The sequence below is a fragment of the Campylobacter hyointestinalis subsp. hyointestinalis genome, from assembly GCF_013372145.1.
In the GTDB taxonomy this organism is placed as follows: Bacteria; Campylobacterota; Campylobacteria; order Campylobacterales; family Campylobacteraceae; genus Campylobacter; species Campylobacter hyointestinalis.
This window is the reverse complement of sequence record NZ_CP053827.1, coordinates 181,104-197,714: the sequence shown is the minus strand read 5'-3', so window position 1 is coordinate 197,714 and position 16,611 is coordinate 181,104. Positions and strand designations below refer to the sequence as shown.

18 protein-coding genes and 1 tRNA gene are annotated in these 16,611 nt (G+C 34.8%); 3 read left to right on the top strand and 16 right to left on the bottom strand.

Features of this window, described 5'->3' with window-relative positions:
* Positions 1–183 precede the first annotated feature (183 nt).
* Positions 184–939, bottom strand: a complete 756-nt coding sequence (locus CHHT_RS01050; RefSeq protein ID WP_064019607.1) for an XRE family transcriptional regulator — start codon at positions 937–939, stop codon at positions 184–186.
* Positions 940–1,069: 130 nt separating this feature from the next.
* Between CHHT_RS01050 and CHHT_RS01045 the strand changes: the two genes are divergently transcribed.
* The gene (locus CHHT_RS01045; protein WP_034962546.1) at positions 1,070–1,357 is read left to right on the top strand and encodes a hypothetical protein; all 288 of its coding nucleotides are present in this window, start codon (positions 1,070–1,072) and stop codon (positions 1,355–1,357) included.
* A 219-nt stretch (positions 1,358–1,576) separates the two neighbouring features.
* On the opposite strand, the gene CHHT_RS01040 is transcribed toward CHHT_RS01045, so the two are convergent.
* Positions 1,577–1,846: a hypothetical protein gene (locus tag CHHT_RS01040; RefSeq protein WP_034962547.1), complete on the bottom strand. Its 270-nt coding sequence runs from the start codon at positions 1,844–1,846 to the stop codon at positions 1,577–1,579.
* Between the two features lie 77 nt (positions 1,847–1,923).
* Between CHHT_RS01040 and CHHT_RS01035 the strand changes: the two genes are divergently transcribed.
* The gene (locus tag CHHT_RS01035) at positions 1,924–3,072 is read left to right on the top strand and encodes an iron-containing alcohol dehydrogenase (RefSeq protein WP_034962548.1); all 1,149 of its coding nucleotides are present in this window, start codon (positions 1,924–1,926) and stop codon (positions 3,070–3,072) included.
* A 57-nt stretch (positions 3,073–3,129) separates the two neighbouring features.
* On the opposite strand, the gene CHHT_RS01030 is transcribed toward CHHT_RS01035, so the two are convergent.
* Genes CHHT_RS01030 through mqnP form a run of 5 tightly spaced genes read right to left on the bottom strand, consistent with a single transcriptional unit; the run spans position 3,130 to position 6,688 of the window.
* Positions 3,130–3,855: a 7-carboxy-7-deazaguanine synthase QueE gene (locus CHHT_RS01030; protein WP_034962549.1), complete on the bottom strand. Its 726-nt coding sequence runs from the start codon at positions 3,853–3,855 to the stop codon at positions 3,130–3,132.
* Positions 3,855–4,823: a GTP 3',8-cyclase MoaA gene (gene moaA, locus CHHT_RS01025; RefSeq protein WP_064019605.1), complete on the bottom strand. Its 969-nt coding sequence runs from the start codon at positions 4,821–4,823 to the stop codon at positions 3,855–3,857. Before moaA ends, CHHT_RS01030 begins: the two co-directional genes overlap by 1 nt.
* Positions 4,823–5,329, bottom strand: coding sequence for a DUF6115 domain-containing protein (locus CHHT_RS01020; RefSeq protein ID WP_034962550.1), 507 nt, complete (start codon positions 5,327–5,329; stop codon positions 4,823–4,825). The genes moaA and CHHT_RS01020 overlap by 1 nt, the downstream gene beginning before the upstream one ends.
* Positions 5,322–5,825, bottom strand: coding sequence for a hypothetical protein (locus CHHT_RS01015; RefSeq protein WP_034962551.1), 504 nt, complete (start codon positions 5,823–5,825; stop codon positions 5,322–5,324). Before CHHT_RS01015 ends, CHHT_RS01020 begins: the two co-directional genes overlap by 8 nt.
* Positions 5,819–6,688 carry a menaquinone biosynthesis prenyltransferase MqnP gene (gene mqnP / locus CHHT_RS01010; protein WP_034962552.1) on the bottom strand — a complete coding sequence of 290 codons (870 nt, stop codon included), beginning with the start codon at positions 6,686–6,688 and terminating at the stop codon, positions 5,819–5,821. Before mqnP ends, CHHT_RS01015 begins: the two co-directional genes overlap by 7 nt.
* 94 nt (positions 6,689–6,782) lie before the next feature.
* Here mqnP and miaA point away from each other — a divergent pair, with 94 nt between their 5' ends.
* Complete coding sequence (miaA, locus tag CHHT_RS01005; RefSeq protein ID WP_034962553.1) at positions 6,783–7,751, top strand: tRNA (adenosine(37)-N6)-dimethylallyltransferase MiaA; 969 nt, start codon at positions 6,783–6,785, stop codon at positions 7,749–7,751.
* Here miaA and CHHT_RS01000 read toward each other — a convergent pair.
* The 9 genes from CHHT_RS01000 to CHHT_RS00960 all read right to left on the bottom strand — a co-directional run bounded on the left by CHHT_RS01000 (position 7,741) and on the right by CHHT_RS00960 (position 16,610).
* Positions 7,741–10,107, bottom strand: a complete 2,367-nt coding sequence (locus tag CHHT_RS01000; RefSeq protein WP_034962554.1) for a tetratricopeptide repeat protein — start codon at positions 10,105–10,107, stop codon at positions 7,741–7,743. The genes miaA and CHHT_RS01000 overlap by 11 nt on opposite strands.
* Positions 10,108–10,128: 21 nt before the next feature.
* Positions 10,129–11,133 carry a tRNA (adenosine(37)-N6)-threonylcarbamoyltransferase complex transferase subunit TsaD gene (gene tsaD / locus CHHT_RS00995; protein ID WP_034962555.1) on the bottom strand — a complete coding sequence of 335 codons (1,005 nt, stop codon included), beginning with the start codon at positions 11,131–11,133 and terminating at the stop codon, positions 10,129–10,131.
* Positions 11,130–12,458, bottom strand: coding sequence for a M99 family carboxypeptidase catalytic domain-containing protein (locus CHHT_RS00990; RefSeq protein ID WP_051663744.1), 1,329 nt, complete (start codon positions 12,456–12,458; stop codon positions 11,130–11,132). Before CHHT_RS00990 ends, tsaD begins: the two co-directional genes overlap by 4 nt.
* 46 nt (positions 12,459–12,504) lie before the next feature.
* Positions 12,505–13,758 (bottom strand): uracil-xanthine permease family protein, encoded by a 1,254-nt coding sequence (locus tag CHHT_RS00985; RefSeq protein WP_034962556.1) that lies wholly within the window; start codon positions 13,756–13,758, stop codon positions 12,505–12,507.
* The gene (locus CHHT_RS00980) at positions 13,758–14,846 is read right to left on the bottom strand and encodes a 1-deoxy-D-xylulose-5-phosphate reductoisomerase (protein WP_034962557.1); all 1,089 of its coding nucleotides are present in this window, start codon (positions 14,844–14,846) and stop codon (positions 13,758–13,760) included. Before CHHT_RS00980 ends, CHHT_RS00985 begins: the two co-directional genes overlap by 1 nt.
* Complete coding sequence (locus CHHT_RS00975) at positions 14,843–15,586, bottom strand: phosphatidate cytidylyltransferase (RefSeq protein ID WP_034962558.1); 744 nt, start codon at positions 15,584–15,586, stop codon at positions 14,843–14,845. The genes CHHT_RS00980 and CHHT_RS00975 overlap by 4 nt, the downstream gene beginning before the upstream one ends.
* Before the next feature lie 66 nt (positions 15,587–15,652).
* On the bottom strand, positions 15,653–15,982 hold the full coding sequence (locus CHHT_RS00970) for a hypothetical protein (RefSeq protein WP_034962559.1): 330 nt from the start codon (positions 15,980–15,982) through the stop codon (positions 15,653–15,655).
* A gap of 2 nt (positions 15,983–15,984) precedes the next feature.
* Entirely contained in the window at positions 15,985–16,305 is a 321-nt protein-coding gene (locus tag CHHT_RS00965; RefSeq protein WP_034962560.1) for a hypothetical protein, read from the bottom strand.
* A 230-nt stretch (positions 16,306–16,535) separates the two neighbouring features.
* A tRNA-Asn gene (locus CHHT_RS00960) sits at positions 16,536–16,610 on the bottom strand.
* Between the last annotated feature and the right edge of the window lies 1 nt (position 16,611).

The following is a 16,611-nucleotide window of genomic DNA, read 5'->3' as shown; positions in this document are numbered from 1 at the left end:
TTCTGTAAAGAGTTATTTAAAATCTAACTGATATAAAAATGGCTTAGAGATTGATTTTAGCGATATTTGAGAGTATTTTTAGCAAAATCAAACTAATGAATTTAACTTTACACTTCTTTGCATTTTCTTTCCATAAACTTTACAAAGTTTTTAAAAATCATTTAAAAGCCCATTAAATCGCTTTTAAATCCTAGAAGTATGAGCTACTACTCTTCCTATTATTTTGCAATTTGTTAGATCTGCTACTTCTATCTTAATAGGTTCATACTTTGGGTTATCACTAATGAGCGTAAGAGATTTTGTGACTGGATTTTTATCTACTCTTTTAACAAAAATATCGCCATCATAGTTTATCACATATATACACCCACTAATAACGCCCTGTTCATTCTCGTAAGGATTTATATATAGTAGTTCCCCACCGCTTATAGTAGGCTCCATACTATCGCCTTTTGCGTTTATGATATGCAAGTTATTTAAAGAGCCAGTAATCTTTAAAAATACACGCAAAAAATTTATATCAAAACTCATGATAATAGGAGTTTCATCATAATTTATAATTCCAGATCCTGCACTAGCGTAAGTATCTTCAAAATAAGGTATATTTATAGTATCTTGTGACTTTTTAAGGTTTGGAGCGTTTAAAGGCTTACTAGGAGACAAATTTGGCGATTGACGAACTATTGACGACAATTTTTTATTTTTTGACGAACTTATTGGCGAACTTATTGGCGAACCAAATTCACTGTCTAGAAAAAACTCTACATTTACATTTAAAGCATTAGCGATTTTTTTTAATATAGTAGTTGTAATACCTTTATTTTTTCCAGCCTCATACATTTTTATGCTTTGTAATGATACTCCGCTATTTTGTGCTAAATCATACTGAGTCCAATCTTTTTCCGATCTTAAAAGTTTAATTTTTTGAGCTAAATTCATTAAAATACCTTGACAAGTCTAAAATTTTATACTATAATTTTGAAATCAATTTAAAAATTTTATCACAAAAAGATAAATTTAACAAATGTTATTTAAATTTTTATTGTTAAGTTGGCAAGAAAGGTGTGAGATGAATAAAAGATGTCGTATTGAATCGTGCAATAGATGTATGGATAGTCAAGAGATAGGTAAGGTAGCGGAAAGATTTTTAAAAACACTCAGCTTTATGGGGTGTAATTATGACTTTATTAAGCGTTGTGATTTTGAAATAACAAAACAAATTGCTAATATAAAAACATCGCAAAAGTCTTATTGGCCGTGCAAAAAGCTAGAAGATATGCGTTGTACAATTTTGTGTAATGGATTAGATCCGAATAGTCAAGAAGATATAATCCAGCAAATTCATCATTTGTGCTAGAAAGATCTTTATGCGAAGCTTTATAATATGGTTTTTCCGTAATTTCGCTAAAAGTATATGAAAAATTATAAAACGCTGGTATATCATAATATCTAGGGTCTAATATACTATCATCGTGTAAAAACATCTTTACACTTGTATTTATACATTTAAATTGATAACCGATTATATCAAATCTTGGGGAAATGTGTATTTTATAGTTTTTGTCTTGATGGTTATCTACTTCTTTAAAAAAAATTTCTGATGTGGAGTTGTATTGCTTGAAATCCCTTCAAACTCTATCCTAGAATAAAAATAGGCATTGGCGTGTTTTTTGAATAATCTATGCCACTCTTTGCTTAATTTGAAAGCTAGTTTTGGCAATGCATCTGCATAGTATTTCTCGCCACAATGACAGCAAGATAGCGTATTTACCCTAAGAGATTTTATAGAATTATATGTAGATTGTCTACATTTTGGACAAAATAAGATCATTTTAGCTTCATGCATTGAATAACCTAATTGTATAATTTTAGAAAATTTAAGATACAATGAAAAAAATTATCAAATTTATAGCGTGGTTTTAAATGAACAATTTTAATTTTATATGTCCGACAAGGGTGATTTTCGGTAGCGATACGATACAAAATTTATCAAATTTAGTGCCAATAAATTTAAAAATACTAGTTATTTTCGGTGGCGGAAGCGTAAGAAAAAATGGCATATACGAACAAGTAAAAAACGCTCTAAATAAGCATAACATAAGCGAGTTTTGGGGTATAGAGCCAAATCCTAAACTCGAAACTTGTTTAAAAGCTGTAAATTTAATAAAGCGTGAGAGTATAGATTTCTTACTTAGTGTTGGGGGTGGAAGTGTTTTGGATGCCACTAAATTTATAGCCGCTGCAGCTAAATTTGATGGGGATCCTTGGGATATAGTCGGCAAAAGAGTGTATTTTGATAAAGCTTTGCCGCTTGGCTGTGTGATGAGCTTACCGGCTACTGGAAGCGAGATGAACTGTGTTTCGGTTATATCTAATGATAGCTTAAAGATAAAAAGAAGCTTTAGAAATGAGCTTTTATATCCTAAGTTTAGCATCATAGACCCAAAAACAACTTTTAGCCTTCCGCTAGCCCAAATTCAGAACGGTATAGTTGATACTTTCGTACATATACTAGAACAGTATGCGACTGTAGATTTAAATACGAGCGTACAAGATGGATTTTGTTTTTCAGTATTAAAAACCGTGATAAAAAACGCAAAAATCGCCATAAATGATCCGCAAAACTATGATGCGAGAGCGAATTTATGCTGGGCTGCAACTTGTGCGCTAAATGGCTGGTGCAATGTAGGATGTATTGTGGACTGGTCAAGTCACGCCATAGGTCACGAGCTAAGCGCGGTTTATGGTTTGGATCATGGACTAAGCCTTGCTATCGTTACGCCTAGACTTTTAAGATATAATCTCAAGTTTAAAAAAGCCAAATTAGCCAAAATGGGGCGTGAAATTTTTGGGCTAAATTTAGACGAGCTAAACACAGCAAAAGGCTGTATAGACGAGATCGAAAGCTTTTTTAAAAGCATTGGCATAGCAACTACTCTAGCACAAATCGGCTTAGAAAAAAATAGCGTTGCAAATTTGATAAGTGAACGTTTTAAGCAAAGAAATTTAATAGCGGGAGAACACGAAAATATCGACTATAAAGCTGTAAAACAGATACTTTTAGAGTGCTAAGCTTAAAACCTATATTTACAATAGACCAAAAAGACAAAGCCCTACCTAGAAGCTGACTTACACGCCTTCTTTATCATTCCATAAGCGCACGTGGAGTCTATCAGAGTAGTTAAAACCGTTTTTGATACAAAACTCTGCTACATTTAAGGCGTTTTTGCCTAGCTCAAAGCGGTCTTTGCCAAGAGGCATACACCAAACTTCGCCGTTTTGTAGCTCCAATATCTCGTTTATCTCATCAATCTCACTTCCGCAAATCACAAATTTATAAAATGCATCAGCGTTAGCAAAGATCGCTTGTAAGGCCTTTTGATTTATTCTTTTGGATTTTGGCTCACTGCTTATGGATAGTTTTACGCTTACTGCAAATTTAGACTTTTTATACACTTCAAATTTATCAAAATCCACAAAAACAGTGCCGTTTGTTTCAAAATGCACTTCATAATCTTGCTCAAAACACCACTGTGCAAATTTGATCAGATCTTCATCTTTATGCCAAAGTAGCGGCTCACCGCCCGTTATCACGATGAGAGGTTTAAACTCCGTTTCTTTTACTAAATTTACAAGAGCTTTATAATCAAATTTACTATGCCCAAAATGCGATGTTTGCACCGCTTTGATCGTATCACAACCGACTAATATCTCGCCTGTTTTTGGAGACCTTGTCTTGACGCCAAAACCCTTGCAAGAAAGGTTGCATCCTCCAAGGCGGATAAAAAGTGAGTAACGACCACTAAATTTACCCTCGCCTTGAATGCTAGTAAAATGCTCGACTACTCTTACCATCAGCCGCCTGTTTGGTAAAATGCACGGCTAGATATCTCGCCTTTACCGTCATTTTCCCATTTGTTTTTCTCTGGCTTTTTTTCTATGACTTCTCTTAGTATCTCGCATGCTTTTTTGATGTCTCCAGCCCTCATTGCTTCTCTTATGCTTTTTCCATCTTCGTAGTAAAGACATGGTATCAAAAGCCCTTCCGCGCTGAGTCTTAGGCGATTACAAGTAGCACAAAAGTCATGTTTGTGTGGATCGATTATACCGAATTTATAACCGTCTTCAAGCTCAAAAAGGCTTGATGGACTATGTGGACTTTTTGTTATCTCTTTTACTTTATATTTTTTTGAGATCAAGCTCAAAATATCATCTTTTTTAAGCCCTCTTAACTCGCTACAAGCGCTACTATTTTCCATAAATTCTATATAACGAATTTGGGCGTTTTTACTTTTTGCAAATTCCATTAGATCAAGAAGTTCGCCATCATTTACACCTTTTAACGCCACAGTGTTTAGCTTAACCCCAAAGCCCAAATTTGCAGCTTCATTTATACCATCTATAACCTCATCAAGAACATCTTTTCTAGCTATAAAAGCAGCTTTTTGTCTGTCTAAAGTATCTAAAGATATATTTAAACGTTTGAGTCCCGCCTCTTTCAGGGCTTTTGCTTTTTTTGCCAAAAGATAGCCATTTGTAGTCATAGCAAGATCAAGATTTGGCTTATAGTTATTTATCATAGCCACAAAGTTTTCAACACCTTTTCTAACAAGCGGTTCGCCGCCCGTTAGCCTGATCTTCGTAACGCCGTTATCTAAACAAATTTTGATAAACTCAAACATCTCTTCGTAGCTTAGCACATTTTGATGAGAGATATTTTCAATGCCCTCTTCTGGCATGCAGTAACGACAGCGAAAATTACACCTTTCAGTTACCGAAACTCTAAGATAATCAACAACCCTACCATAACTATCAATTAACATCAAATCACCTTATGAAATTTTAAGACCATATTTACTCTTCCGACGCTTAGCCTTAGGTCTCTTGCTATGCTTTCTACGCTTTTTCCAGCGTTATAAAGCTCTATTATCCTATCTTCTTCACTATCAAAGCTAGGCGGAGTGATCTTAGTAAATGTTTTTGTTCGCTCTTCTAAGCTATAAAGTCTATTTTGCTGATCATTTTGAAAGTCGTCTATAACTTTTTCTATGCTTTTTAGACTCTCTAACATCGGCGCTACTTTTAAATTTAACGCTTCATCAACATGCTCTAAAGCGACTTTTATAATACCACTATCGTCATTTACTTGGGTTTTAGGGAGAGATGAAATTTGCTTTTTGAGCTGATAATTTTCTTTTATAAGTTCTTCTAAAACTATCTCAAATTTAGAAAACTTTTTCCTAGCTTCTTTATCTTTCAAATTTATATAAACAAACATCACTACTAAAATCACGCTAAAACATATGTAGATCAAAACCTCACTACCCATTGCTTTTTTGCTTCCTTATCTCTAGTCTTTCACTCTCTGCTACATACATCGACCACTCTTTTTCATCATTTCTTGATACTCTTATTATCTTTGCAGTCTTAGTACTTAGTGCTTCAAAATACAAAAGAATGTCACGTTTTATAAAAAGAGGCAAGGAAACTCTTGCAAAGTAGATTTTGCTAGGATCTAAGCATTCGTTTTTAAACTCAAAACCTTCAAATCCTATCAAACTCGTAATCTCATGATATTTTAAAGGAGTCTGCGGCGACTTTTCATGTTTTATTAAATTTGAAAGCTCATCTACTTTTTTATAAAGCTCAACTAGCAATTTTAAAGTAAGCGGATCTGAGTTTTCAGCCTCGCCTCTAGCTTTTGCTAGACTAAGCCACTCTTCTATATTTGCACGAGACGAGTTAAACTCAAGCTCAAACTTATTACCATCATCCTCTTCGAATTTCACTGAAATTTGCGAAGCTATAAGTCTAAAGTCTACCATAAGTCAATCCAAATAAAAACAAAGAACATAATGCCTAAGTAACCGTTTAACGTAAAAAAAGCTTTATCGATCTTTTGAAAATCGGCCCTTACTATCCTATGCTCTTTAAAAAGTATAAATCCCGCTATAATAGCTCCTAAATACGCAAAAAAGCCCAAATGACTAGCACCTATAAATAGCAGCCAAAACAGAACGCACAAGCCGTGAAACAAAGCAGATATAAACATAGATGCTTGCTGTCCGTATATCGCTGGTATGCTATAAAGTCCTGTTTTTCTATCGTAATCCATATCCTGTAATGAATAAAGCACGTCAAATCCAGCCACCCAAAATACGACTCCAAGACATAATAAAATAGACCAAAGCGGTATAGTGCCACTTACAGCGATGGCGCCGGCTATAGGAGAAAGTCCTAGACTTAGTCCTAAAACAAGATGAGCTAAATGAGAAAAACGCTTAAAATAAGAATACCCGCCTAAAATGATAAGAAATACAAAGCTGAGCCAAAAAGCCAAAGAGTTGATAAAATATGCGGTAACAACGAAAATAACAGCGTTTGCGATTATAAATAAAAGTAAATTTTTTCTACCTATGCGACCATCTACACTAGGACGAGAAGCACATCTTGGATTTGGCCTATCGATATCCTCATCAAGATAACGATTTAGCGCCATTGCGTAGTTTCTAGCGCTAACTGCGCACAAAATTCCTAAAAAAAGCAACGACAAACCAAACCACATAGTACCATTTACTAATTTACTAGAAACTATCATAGCCATAAATATAAACGGTAATGCAAAAACGGAATGTTTAAAAACTATAAGTTCATTTATATCTTTTAAAATTTGAATAAATTTGCTCATTATTTTCCTTTAAGTTTATCATTGTAGCAAATATTTCATAAATTTATAATTATTGATATTTTTTTGATAAAATTAAACCAAAAAAAGGTTGCTCGTGTTTTTTGAGTTTGCACTTATCGGAACGACTGCTAGTGGTAAAAGTGAGCTGGGGATAAAACTAGCAAAAAGGCTTGACGCTGTCATTTTGAGCCTTGATTCGCTCTGTCTTTATAAAGATATCAATATAGCAAGCGCAAAACCTAGCAAAGAACAATTAGAAGAGATAACCCATTTTGGTATAAATTTAGTCTATCCAAACGAGCATTTTTGTGTAGGAAACTTCATAGACGAGTATAAAAAAGCAGTGTCTTACGCGAGATCTAAAAATTGTCCGCTCATCATCACAGGAGGAAGCGGTTTTTATCTAAAAGCTATGCTAGAAGGGCTAAGCCCCAAAATTCCAGAATGCGACATAAAACTAAGCGATGATGAGATCTGGGAAATAGCCTTAAAAATCGATGAGAAATTTTGTGCTAAATTTAGTAAAAATGATAAATTTCGACTTCACAAATGGTATCAAATTTATGAATTTTCAAAGTGTATTCCAACTATTTGGCTAGAACAAAACACAAATAAAAAAGTTATCGAAAATATCGATATTTATGAGATCTGCTGGGATAAAGAAGAGCTCAAAGATAGGATATATCTAAGAACCAAAAAGATGCTTGAAGTAGGGCTTTTAAACGAAGCTCATCTGCTTTTTGACAAATACGGATTTGAAGCAAAATCGTTAAAATGTATAGGGCTTAAGGAATGTGGGGAATTCTTACGCGGCAAGGGAGAATTCGAAAATTTCGGTTTGAATGATCTAAATTCAGATAAATTTGATAAAAACTGCATTCTTAATGAGCTTAAAAACCAAAAATCTAGCGTATATAAGCTTTACTGGCTTATAGCTACTCATACTATCCAGCTAGCAAAAAGGCAACGCACGTTCAATAAATCTCAGTTCCCAAATACAAAAAAAGTAAAATTCCAAAGCGGATTTGATGAAATTCTGACCGATATAAAAGCTAATTTATAAGCTTACTTTGCTGCTCACATAGGTTTTTCCAAGGCGAGTCTAGTCTCATCTTCAAGCACTCATCTACATAAATTTTAGCCGAGTTTGGCTCATTCATAGAGATATAAATTTCAGCCACTTGATATAAGGCTCTGATTCTACTCTGCGGAGGCATATTAATGCCTAGCAAAGCTCTAGCCACACTTAAGGCTTCATTAAATTTGGCTATTTTTAAGAGTGATGATATATATATAAAATCAATATCTGGACTAAACGTACTAATGCCTAATTTTCTTTGCATATCAATAGCTTTTTTTGAATAATTAAGCGCAGCACTATCAAAGCCCTTGTCTTTTGCATATTTTGCTGCAGCATCGTAAATTTCGACTAAACGTATATCATTTCCCCTTAAACTTTCAAGAGCATTTATACTACTTAGTGCTTCTTCAAATCTATTTAGCTTTAAAAGCGAATAAAAACGGTAAAAAATCGCCGCTGTCGGATCGGAATATTTTATAGTAGAAGCTAGGCTCATAGCCTCATCGCAAGCCCTTATGCACTCTTCATACCTGCCTACTTCATAAAGAGCCCTGCTTGTATTTGAGAGCCACTCGACTCTATCGTGCAAGTCATCATCTCTGATGTGAGATACTGCTAAATTCAACGCTTCATCGTATTTTGCAGTTCTCATAAGACAATTAAAAAGCTTGAACTTATCTTTTATAGCATCTTTTAAATCGTATTTATTTGTTATATTTACTAGCGTTCTACAATCTCCGCTTTGATTTGCTAAATTTGCTAAAAAACTAGCCGAATCTTTAAGAAATTTTGTAGAATCACTATCATTTAGATCCAAAATTTGCTCACCAAAACCTAAAACTTTTTTATAATTTTTCTCTTCAAAGCTAAGCTTAACTTCTTCTTTTAAAGCTTTTTTCCCTATATCTAAGCCTTTGTATTTGTCCATAAGCTGAGCGTAGTTTTTATGTTTTTCTTCGTTTGTACCGTTTAAATCAAAAAACAATCTATCTAAAGCGACTGATACCTCAGGTATAAACTCGCTACCGCTAAATTCTTTTTGATATCTTTGCAAGTACTCATAAGCTTCTTTAGCCCCAGATATTTTTGACAAGCTTAGGCCTAAATTTCGAAGCGCTGTTTCATAAAAGTTGTCACCTCTTTTTGAGTATTCAAAAACAATCCTATAAATTTGTGAAGCAATACCTTGCATACCCTTATCCCTAAAAGCGGCGGCTTGTTCCATAGAGTTTGCAAGATCCTCAGCAAAATACTTTTGATTTGAGTCTATAACCTTTTGGATATATTCTTTTGCATCATCAAATTTTTGCTTTGATATACTAGCATCTGCTAGCTTTATGGCTGCTCTGCTTGCTAGATCGAGATCGCTTGTCGAGTATAAAACATCTTCGTAAAGTCGCACCGCATCTTCTAATTTTCCTTTATTTAAAAGAGCGTTTGCGTAAGCTAGTATGGTAGTTTTCGTCCAAGGCGAGTCTGGATGCTCCGTCATAAGTATATCAAGAGCGTAATTTGCATCACTTGTCATATCTTTATCAAGGTAAGCTTCTGTGATGAGATATAAAACTTCAGGATAATTTCTATCAGAAGGATAGTTTTTCATCCACCTTTTACCACTATTTATTATATCATCAGCGTACTGCTCTGCTAGCTTATAGTCGTTTGCTCTTTTTGCCAACTTTTGCGAAGAGCGTAGATAATAAAGCCAAAACTCACTTGCAAAGATACTTTGAGGATGAAGCTCAAGTGCTTTTTTAGCATCTTTTAACGCTTCGCTATATGCTTTGCTATCATAGCTTTTTTTGATACTAAGGTATGAGCCCACATCAGCGCCATCTCCATAAGATAACGGCTCTTTATTGAGATCTAGCGCACCTATACTAGGTCTTAAAACATTAAAAAACGTGATAGGAAAATCTATACCGACGCCCCTATTTTTCGGCGATTCTATTATGTTTTGTCCGATGAGTATAGTAAAATGTTTAGAAAAATCAGCTGTTTTTTGCTTTGGATTTTGTGTATTAAACAGACTCACGCCAGCATTTATAAGCCTAGATTTTTGTTTTGCTCTTATGATAACATTGTAACTATCGCCGCTTTTTTCAAATAAAATATCTGCAAACGGTAAATTTTGATTTCTGATCTTATCATCAAGACTACCTAAAACTTTACAAGTATAAATGTTTTGTGCGTCTTGCTCTGCCTTGCATTCTATATCAAAGATATCTTCTAAATGTAAAACATAATAATCGTTACCGTTTTGCCTACCGCTGTTTATCGTAAGAGAAAACGCGAAAACATTAACGCTGACAAAAATTATTAATGCTAGAAATTTCATCTTTAAATTATATCATAACTATCATTTAAGTCTTATGAGCTCTAAATTTGAACGTGGATGAATCTGCATCGTTAAAGCGTCTTCAAACTCGCCATTTTTAAATTTAGTGGCTCCAGCGCGCGCTATCATAGCCGCATTATCACTACAAAATTTAAGAGGCGCATAAAGTAAATTTGAACCGAATTTAGAGCAAAGTTTTTCTAGCTTATTTCTTAAATTTAAATTCGCGCTAGCTCCACCTACCACTCCGAAATTTTTAAATTCAAATTTATCAAAAATCTTTTCTAATTTATCGATTATATGATTTACGGCAGTCTCTTCAAAGCAAGCAGCTACGTCACTTATGTCTTGTTCGCCAAGATCTCCTAAATTCGCAATTTGAACGCGTACTTGGTTTTTAAGCCCAGAAAAGCTATATTCTAAACGTTTATCGTATTTTAAAGGAACGCTAAATTTAAAACGATTTTTATCACCACTTTTAGCCAAATTTTGTATAACTTCTCCACCTGGATAGCCAAGATCCATCATCTTTGCTACTTTATCGAAACTCTCACCAAAACTATCATCACTAGTAGTAGCAAGTATGCTTATAACACCGTTTTCATCGATATTTAGCACGAGCGTATGTCCGCCACTGACAAGCAAAACTCCAAGCGGAAAAACCGGCTCATTACCCAAAAATAAAGAGTAAATATGTCCTATCAGATGATTTACTGCGATAATAGGTAAATTTAGAGCTACACTTAAGGATTTAGCGACGCTCACACCGCTGATCAAACTGACGCTAAGACCCGGTTCGTTTGTAACTGCGATGGCTTTAATACCACTAAAATATGGCTTTATCTCTTCTATCAAGCGCGGCAAAGCTGCGGCGTGAAGACGAGCCGCAAGTTCTGGAACTACGCCGCCGTATTTACTATGCTCATTTTCTTGAGTGATTTTTTTATAAAATTTAAGCTCAAAAGTACCTAATTTCATCAAAGCTACCGAGCTATCATCACAACTGCTTTCTATACCAAGTATCATGATAAGGCTCCATCATTTGGTAGATCTAGCATGGCAAATTCTACCAAAAACATACCGATAAATTTATCATTAGCGCCGTCTGTTTGCTCATAAAGCTCTATCCTAAAGATTTTGCCTTTTTTATCTATAGAGTAGTTTCTGATGATGTCTTTTTTATTTACTGTGATGTCTGATTCGTCTTTTAGTTTTGAATTATAACCTATGATATTTACTCTTACGTTAGGACGACTTATGACTTTTATATTTTCTTCAACATTAATTTTTGAACCAAGAGAGATCTCTTTTAAAACACCATCGGCTTCTATTTTTACGCTACTTTCTATATCTGAATAATTAAAATATTCAGGGATAAGTTTTGTAAGAACTTTATTTCCATAATGCACGACGTATCCGCCTTTGTCCTCTATAAGAGCGGTTAGCGGATTTGTAGAGTTATACTCAAGCGCCGTGTTTTTAGGTATCGGTACATAGCCTATCTTCGCCCTTGGATTATTTAGACTAAGATAGAATTTATTATCAAATAGTACGACTTCTATCTCTTTTTCTATAGCTTCTTTTACATTTTGCGGATTTAGCTCAAAACTTCTTTCAAACTCCACTCCAGCTACCTTTAGATACTCTTCGATAGCTAGTAGATGATAATACGCTCTTTGATGACTAGGTAAGGTTTTACTCGCTTCATTCGCAAATGCGGATTTATTATTTTTGATAGCAAAATAAGTAAGAGATTTCAACATCTCTTTGTCGCCTTTTGCGGTTTGCGTATTTTTTAGATGATACGTATGTTTGGCGTCTAAGATATTTTGGTTAATATTATCCATAACTCTTAAAGCTATGCCCTTTAAATCGGTGTATTTGGAGCCTTCAAGACTTTCTTGATCAATTATACAGCTATTTCCCCAGCGTTTTGGATTTTCTAACTCATTTATATAGTGATCTCTGTAAAATCCGCTTCCATCGTGTAAATTTAATACCATAGAAACGTTTTTATCTACGATGAGACTTTGTATACCATTTACGCTTTTAAGATCTGGATCATTCTCTTTTATCTTATCAAATTTACGGTTCATATCTCCGTAAATTCCGCGATCTCGTTTGATGATACTGATAAAATTTAAATTTGGTACGACCCACAAAGAGCCTTTTGTAATGTTGTATTCAGTAGCTAGCAAACTAGCAGCTAAAAAGCCTCCAGGCTCGTCTCCTTGGATCCCGCCTATGACAAGAACGGTATTGTCATCAAGCGTACCTTTTTTTATAAGAGAATACTGTAAATTATTTGCTTCTAAGACGTAACAGCAAATTATTAAAATAAAAAATTTAATAAAAATCCCTCTCAAGCTAAACTCCGTTTTTTAAATTTAAATCAGATCAATATCCATTATATCCACTAAATTTATCTGTTTTTGGTAGTACTAAATTTAATATCACGCCTATGAACGCGCCAAGTCCTATACCGCTAAAACTAGCCACGCCAAAATCAAACACCATACCGCCTATAGCAAATACGAGTATGAGCGATACTATTATCATGTTTCTAGGATCGGCAAGATCGACTTTATGCTTTATGAGAGTTTCCATACCGACACTTGCTATGATACCAAAAAGCAAGACCATGATGCCTCCGATGACTGAAGCTGGTATCGTAGCAATGAGCGCACCCAGCTTCCCCACAAAAGCAAGCAAGATAGCAACTATAGCAGTCCAGGTCATAATGCCAGGATTGTAAGCTTTTGTAAGTCTTACTGCGCCTGTCACTTCTGAATAAGTCGTATTTGGCGGCCCACCAAAAAACGCAGCCGCAGACGTAGCTAAACCATCACCCAAAAGTGTATCTTTAAGCCCAGGATTTTTTATAAAATCGGTTTTTGTCACATTGCCTATAGCTAGGATATTTCCTATATGCTCGATAGTAGGAGCTATGGCGACTGGGATCATATAAAGCATAGCATTTAGCTCAAACGTAGGGGTACTAAAATTTGGTATACTAAACCAACTAGCCTTTGTAATAGGAGAAAAATCCACTATCCCATAAAATATCGAAACAATATATCCGACAAAAATACCTATCAAAATCGGAATAAGCTTCATCATGCCTTTTCCAAAAGTAATGGCTATGATAGTAGCTACTAGCGAGATCCCAGCTATGATAAGAGAAGTCTGACTAGAGTAGCTAGCGCCTTTGCCCATAGCCATATCTACAGCGCTTGGAGATAGTATAAGACCTATAGTGATGATGACAGGACCTACGACAACAGGAGGGAGAAGTTTATAGATAAAATCTTGACCTTTAAATCTAACTATAAAGCTAAGGATTACGTAAAATCCACCAGCAGCCACAAGCCCTCCCATAGTAGCGCTCATACCCCACTGAGCCACGCTAAAAGTAATAGGCGCTATAAAAGCAAAGCTTGAAGCTAAAAATATCGGAACGACTCTTTTTCTAGTACAAATTTGAAATATCAAAGTACCAATTCCAGCAGTAAATAACGCTACATTTACATCAAGCCCCGTCAAGATCGGCATAAGCACAAGAGCGCCAAACGCTACAAATAAAAACTGAGCACCAAATAAAGCATCACCGGCTCTAAAATGGTAGCCGTCATAAAATCCCTTATCGTTCATCAAAATCCTTTACAAAACTCTCTTACTTTTTTATCTATTTCAAAAACGCCCTCAATGTCATCTACTCTAGGCGAACCAAATTTATCAAGCGCTTTAAAAATTGCTCCTGCTATATCTAAAAATCCACATTGGCCACCTAAAAATTTATATACCATTTCTTCATTTGCCGCATTTATGATGACGCCTAAATCTGGATTATTTAAAACATCGTTTTTTAATGAAAATATAGGGTATTTTTTTAAGTTTATCTCTTTAAATTTGATACTTTTTAAGCCTAAAAGATCCACACATTCTAGCGTCTGCTCGCCCCCTAAACCTATGGCGTGCGCGATAGCTAGTTTCATATCTGTTTTTGAGATATGAGCCGTAGTCGAGCCATCATAAAAATTTATAAGAGCATGTACAACCGAAGTTCGCTCTATGAGCGCGTCTATGTTTTTAACAGAATAAAGATGATACGCTTCAAGCACTTCAAATAGCTTGTTTGCCATAGTCGCACTATCTATCGTGATCTTTGATCCCATGTTCCAGTTTGGATGATTTAAAGCCATTTCTGGAGTGACTGAGCTAAGAGACTTTAAAGGAAATTTATAAAATGCTCCGCCGCTTGCAGTGATGATAAGTTTTTGAATTTTAGGTCTGTTTTTTAGTAAAAATTTAAGCCCGAAATGCTCACTGTCGATAGGTTCTATGCTTTTAGCATCTAAGAATTTACCGCCGGTTACTAAGCTTTCTTTGTTTGCTAAACATAGCTTAAATCCAAGGCCTTGCGCCACTATACTAGGCTTTAAACCACTAAAGCCCACAAGAGCGTTTATGAGAATGCAAGAAGTAGGGTCAAACTCGTCGCTGATAGCTTTTAAAAAAGTATCTATGCCATCATTAGATGTAAAAACATTGCCATGATCTACTAGATTTTTTAAACTAGGATCTTTTATATAAACAAATTTTGGATTTAGTTCTTTTATTTGACGATTTAGTTCTGTATAGTTTTTTTCACAAGCTAGAGCTTTTACTTTTATATCGTGCTTTTTAGCTAGTATTACGCTATTTTTACCGATACTTCCTGTGCTTCCCAAAATAATCATGCAAGCACCAAAAACATAGCCACAACGCCAAATAAATATCCGTCCATTCTATCTAAAATACCGCCATGAGCTCCAAGCAAAGCCCCGCTATCTTTGATGTCTACTCTTCTTTTTAAATAACTCTCGAAAAGATCGCCAAATACGCCAAAAATAGTTAAAAGAATAGAACAACTAGCAGCCATAAAATAGCCTACATCAACAAAAATAAACGCAAATACAGTTCCAAATACGCTACCAAAAACCACTCCGCCAATAACGCCCTCTATGGTTTTATTTGGACTAGAAGCCGAAAACGGATGTCTTCCCAGGTATTTCCCGACGAAATACGCCGCAGTGTCGCTGATTATTATAGTAAAAATAAGCCAAAACAAGCACTCTATACCGTAGTTTTGATACAATGCAAACATCATAAATATCGGCACCGTAGGATACAAAAAAGGTAATATAAGCTTCATATTATCTGATTTTGTGTATGCTAAAACAGACGATATGATGATCAAATTTAGAAGTATTACTTTAAAAATATCATTAATTCCTTGCAAAAATGGTAAAATACCATAAAAAACGAGAGCTATAAAAACGAGATTTTTTTGCTCTATTTTATAAAGCTTCAGACTTTCTAAAAACGCAGTAGCCAATATAATACCAAATATCAAAAAATTAAGCCAAAATATATCGAGCAAAGCTATGCCCAAAAACAGAACAAAAAGCAATAAGCCGATGATTATACGATTTTTCATAGAACTTCCTTTGGCGGGATTTTATCTAAATTTAACTAAAACATTACTTTAAATTTAGTCTGAAAATCACTCGATAAATTTAGAAATTTCTTGTCTTTTGCCAAAGCTATCTGTGAATGAAATAACAAGTCTGCCAGAGCTCTTAGGAAGCTTACATTTAAGCGTCCATTTTCTAATGATCCCATCAAAAGACGCGCCTGCAGCTACCAAACTGCATTTAGATCCCTGATTTTCATTATTGTACATAACTAGCAAAGAGTTTGTATTTGTCCCAAATACTTTTGCGTAAAGAGTTCTTTGGCTAATGCTTATAATGCTGATTTTATTGATATTTGAAGCATTTAAATTTATAGTAAAAACAGTCAAAAATATAAAAAATAATAAAACTTTTTTCATCATTATACGACTATATTTAACTTATGCTCGCTGCTTAGCTCATCTTTTTGATCGCTATTTTCTTCTTTTTTTTCATTTTGATCTTTGGTTTGCTCTTCTAAGGATTCGCGCTCATGCTGTTTTTCATGCTCATTTTGCGGATCTATCTTATAAGTCTCTTCAGTCGGTCTGATCTGGGCAACTTCTTTTTTCTTTTCATTAGCAAGCTCTGCGGCAACGACGTTTTGGAGCTCCAACTTTGATTGAAAATCACTTTGTACGCTAGCGACTGCTGGCGCATTTTGATTAACGTAGATAGTTCCACCTACTGGAGTTATAGCCATAGCATCTCCTTTTTTATCTATATCGGCATTTTAACTAAAGTCGGTAAATTAAAAAGAAAAATTACGTGAAATATCCATATCCGCGGCACTATTTATACCACAAAAAACAGCTTTATTTTAATAAATTTAATAAAATATAAATGGGTATGCGAAGAAAAAATAATATTTATTTTATTGTGCTTAATGTAGCCAAAGATATTTTTATGGAATTTATATGATTTTAATAAAAGTGGCTCCGGATGCTGGATTCGAACCAGCGACCAATCGGTTAACAGCCGACTACTCTACCGCTGAGCTAATCCGGAA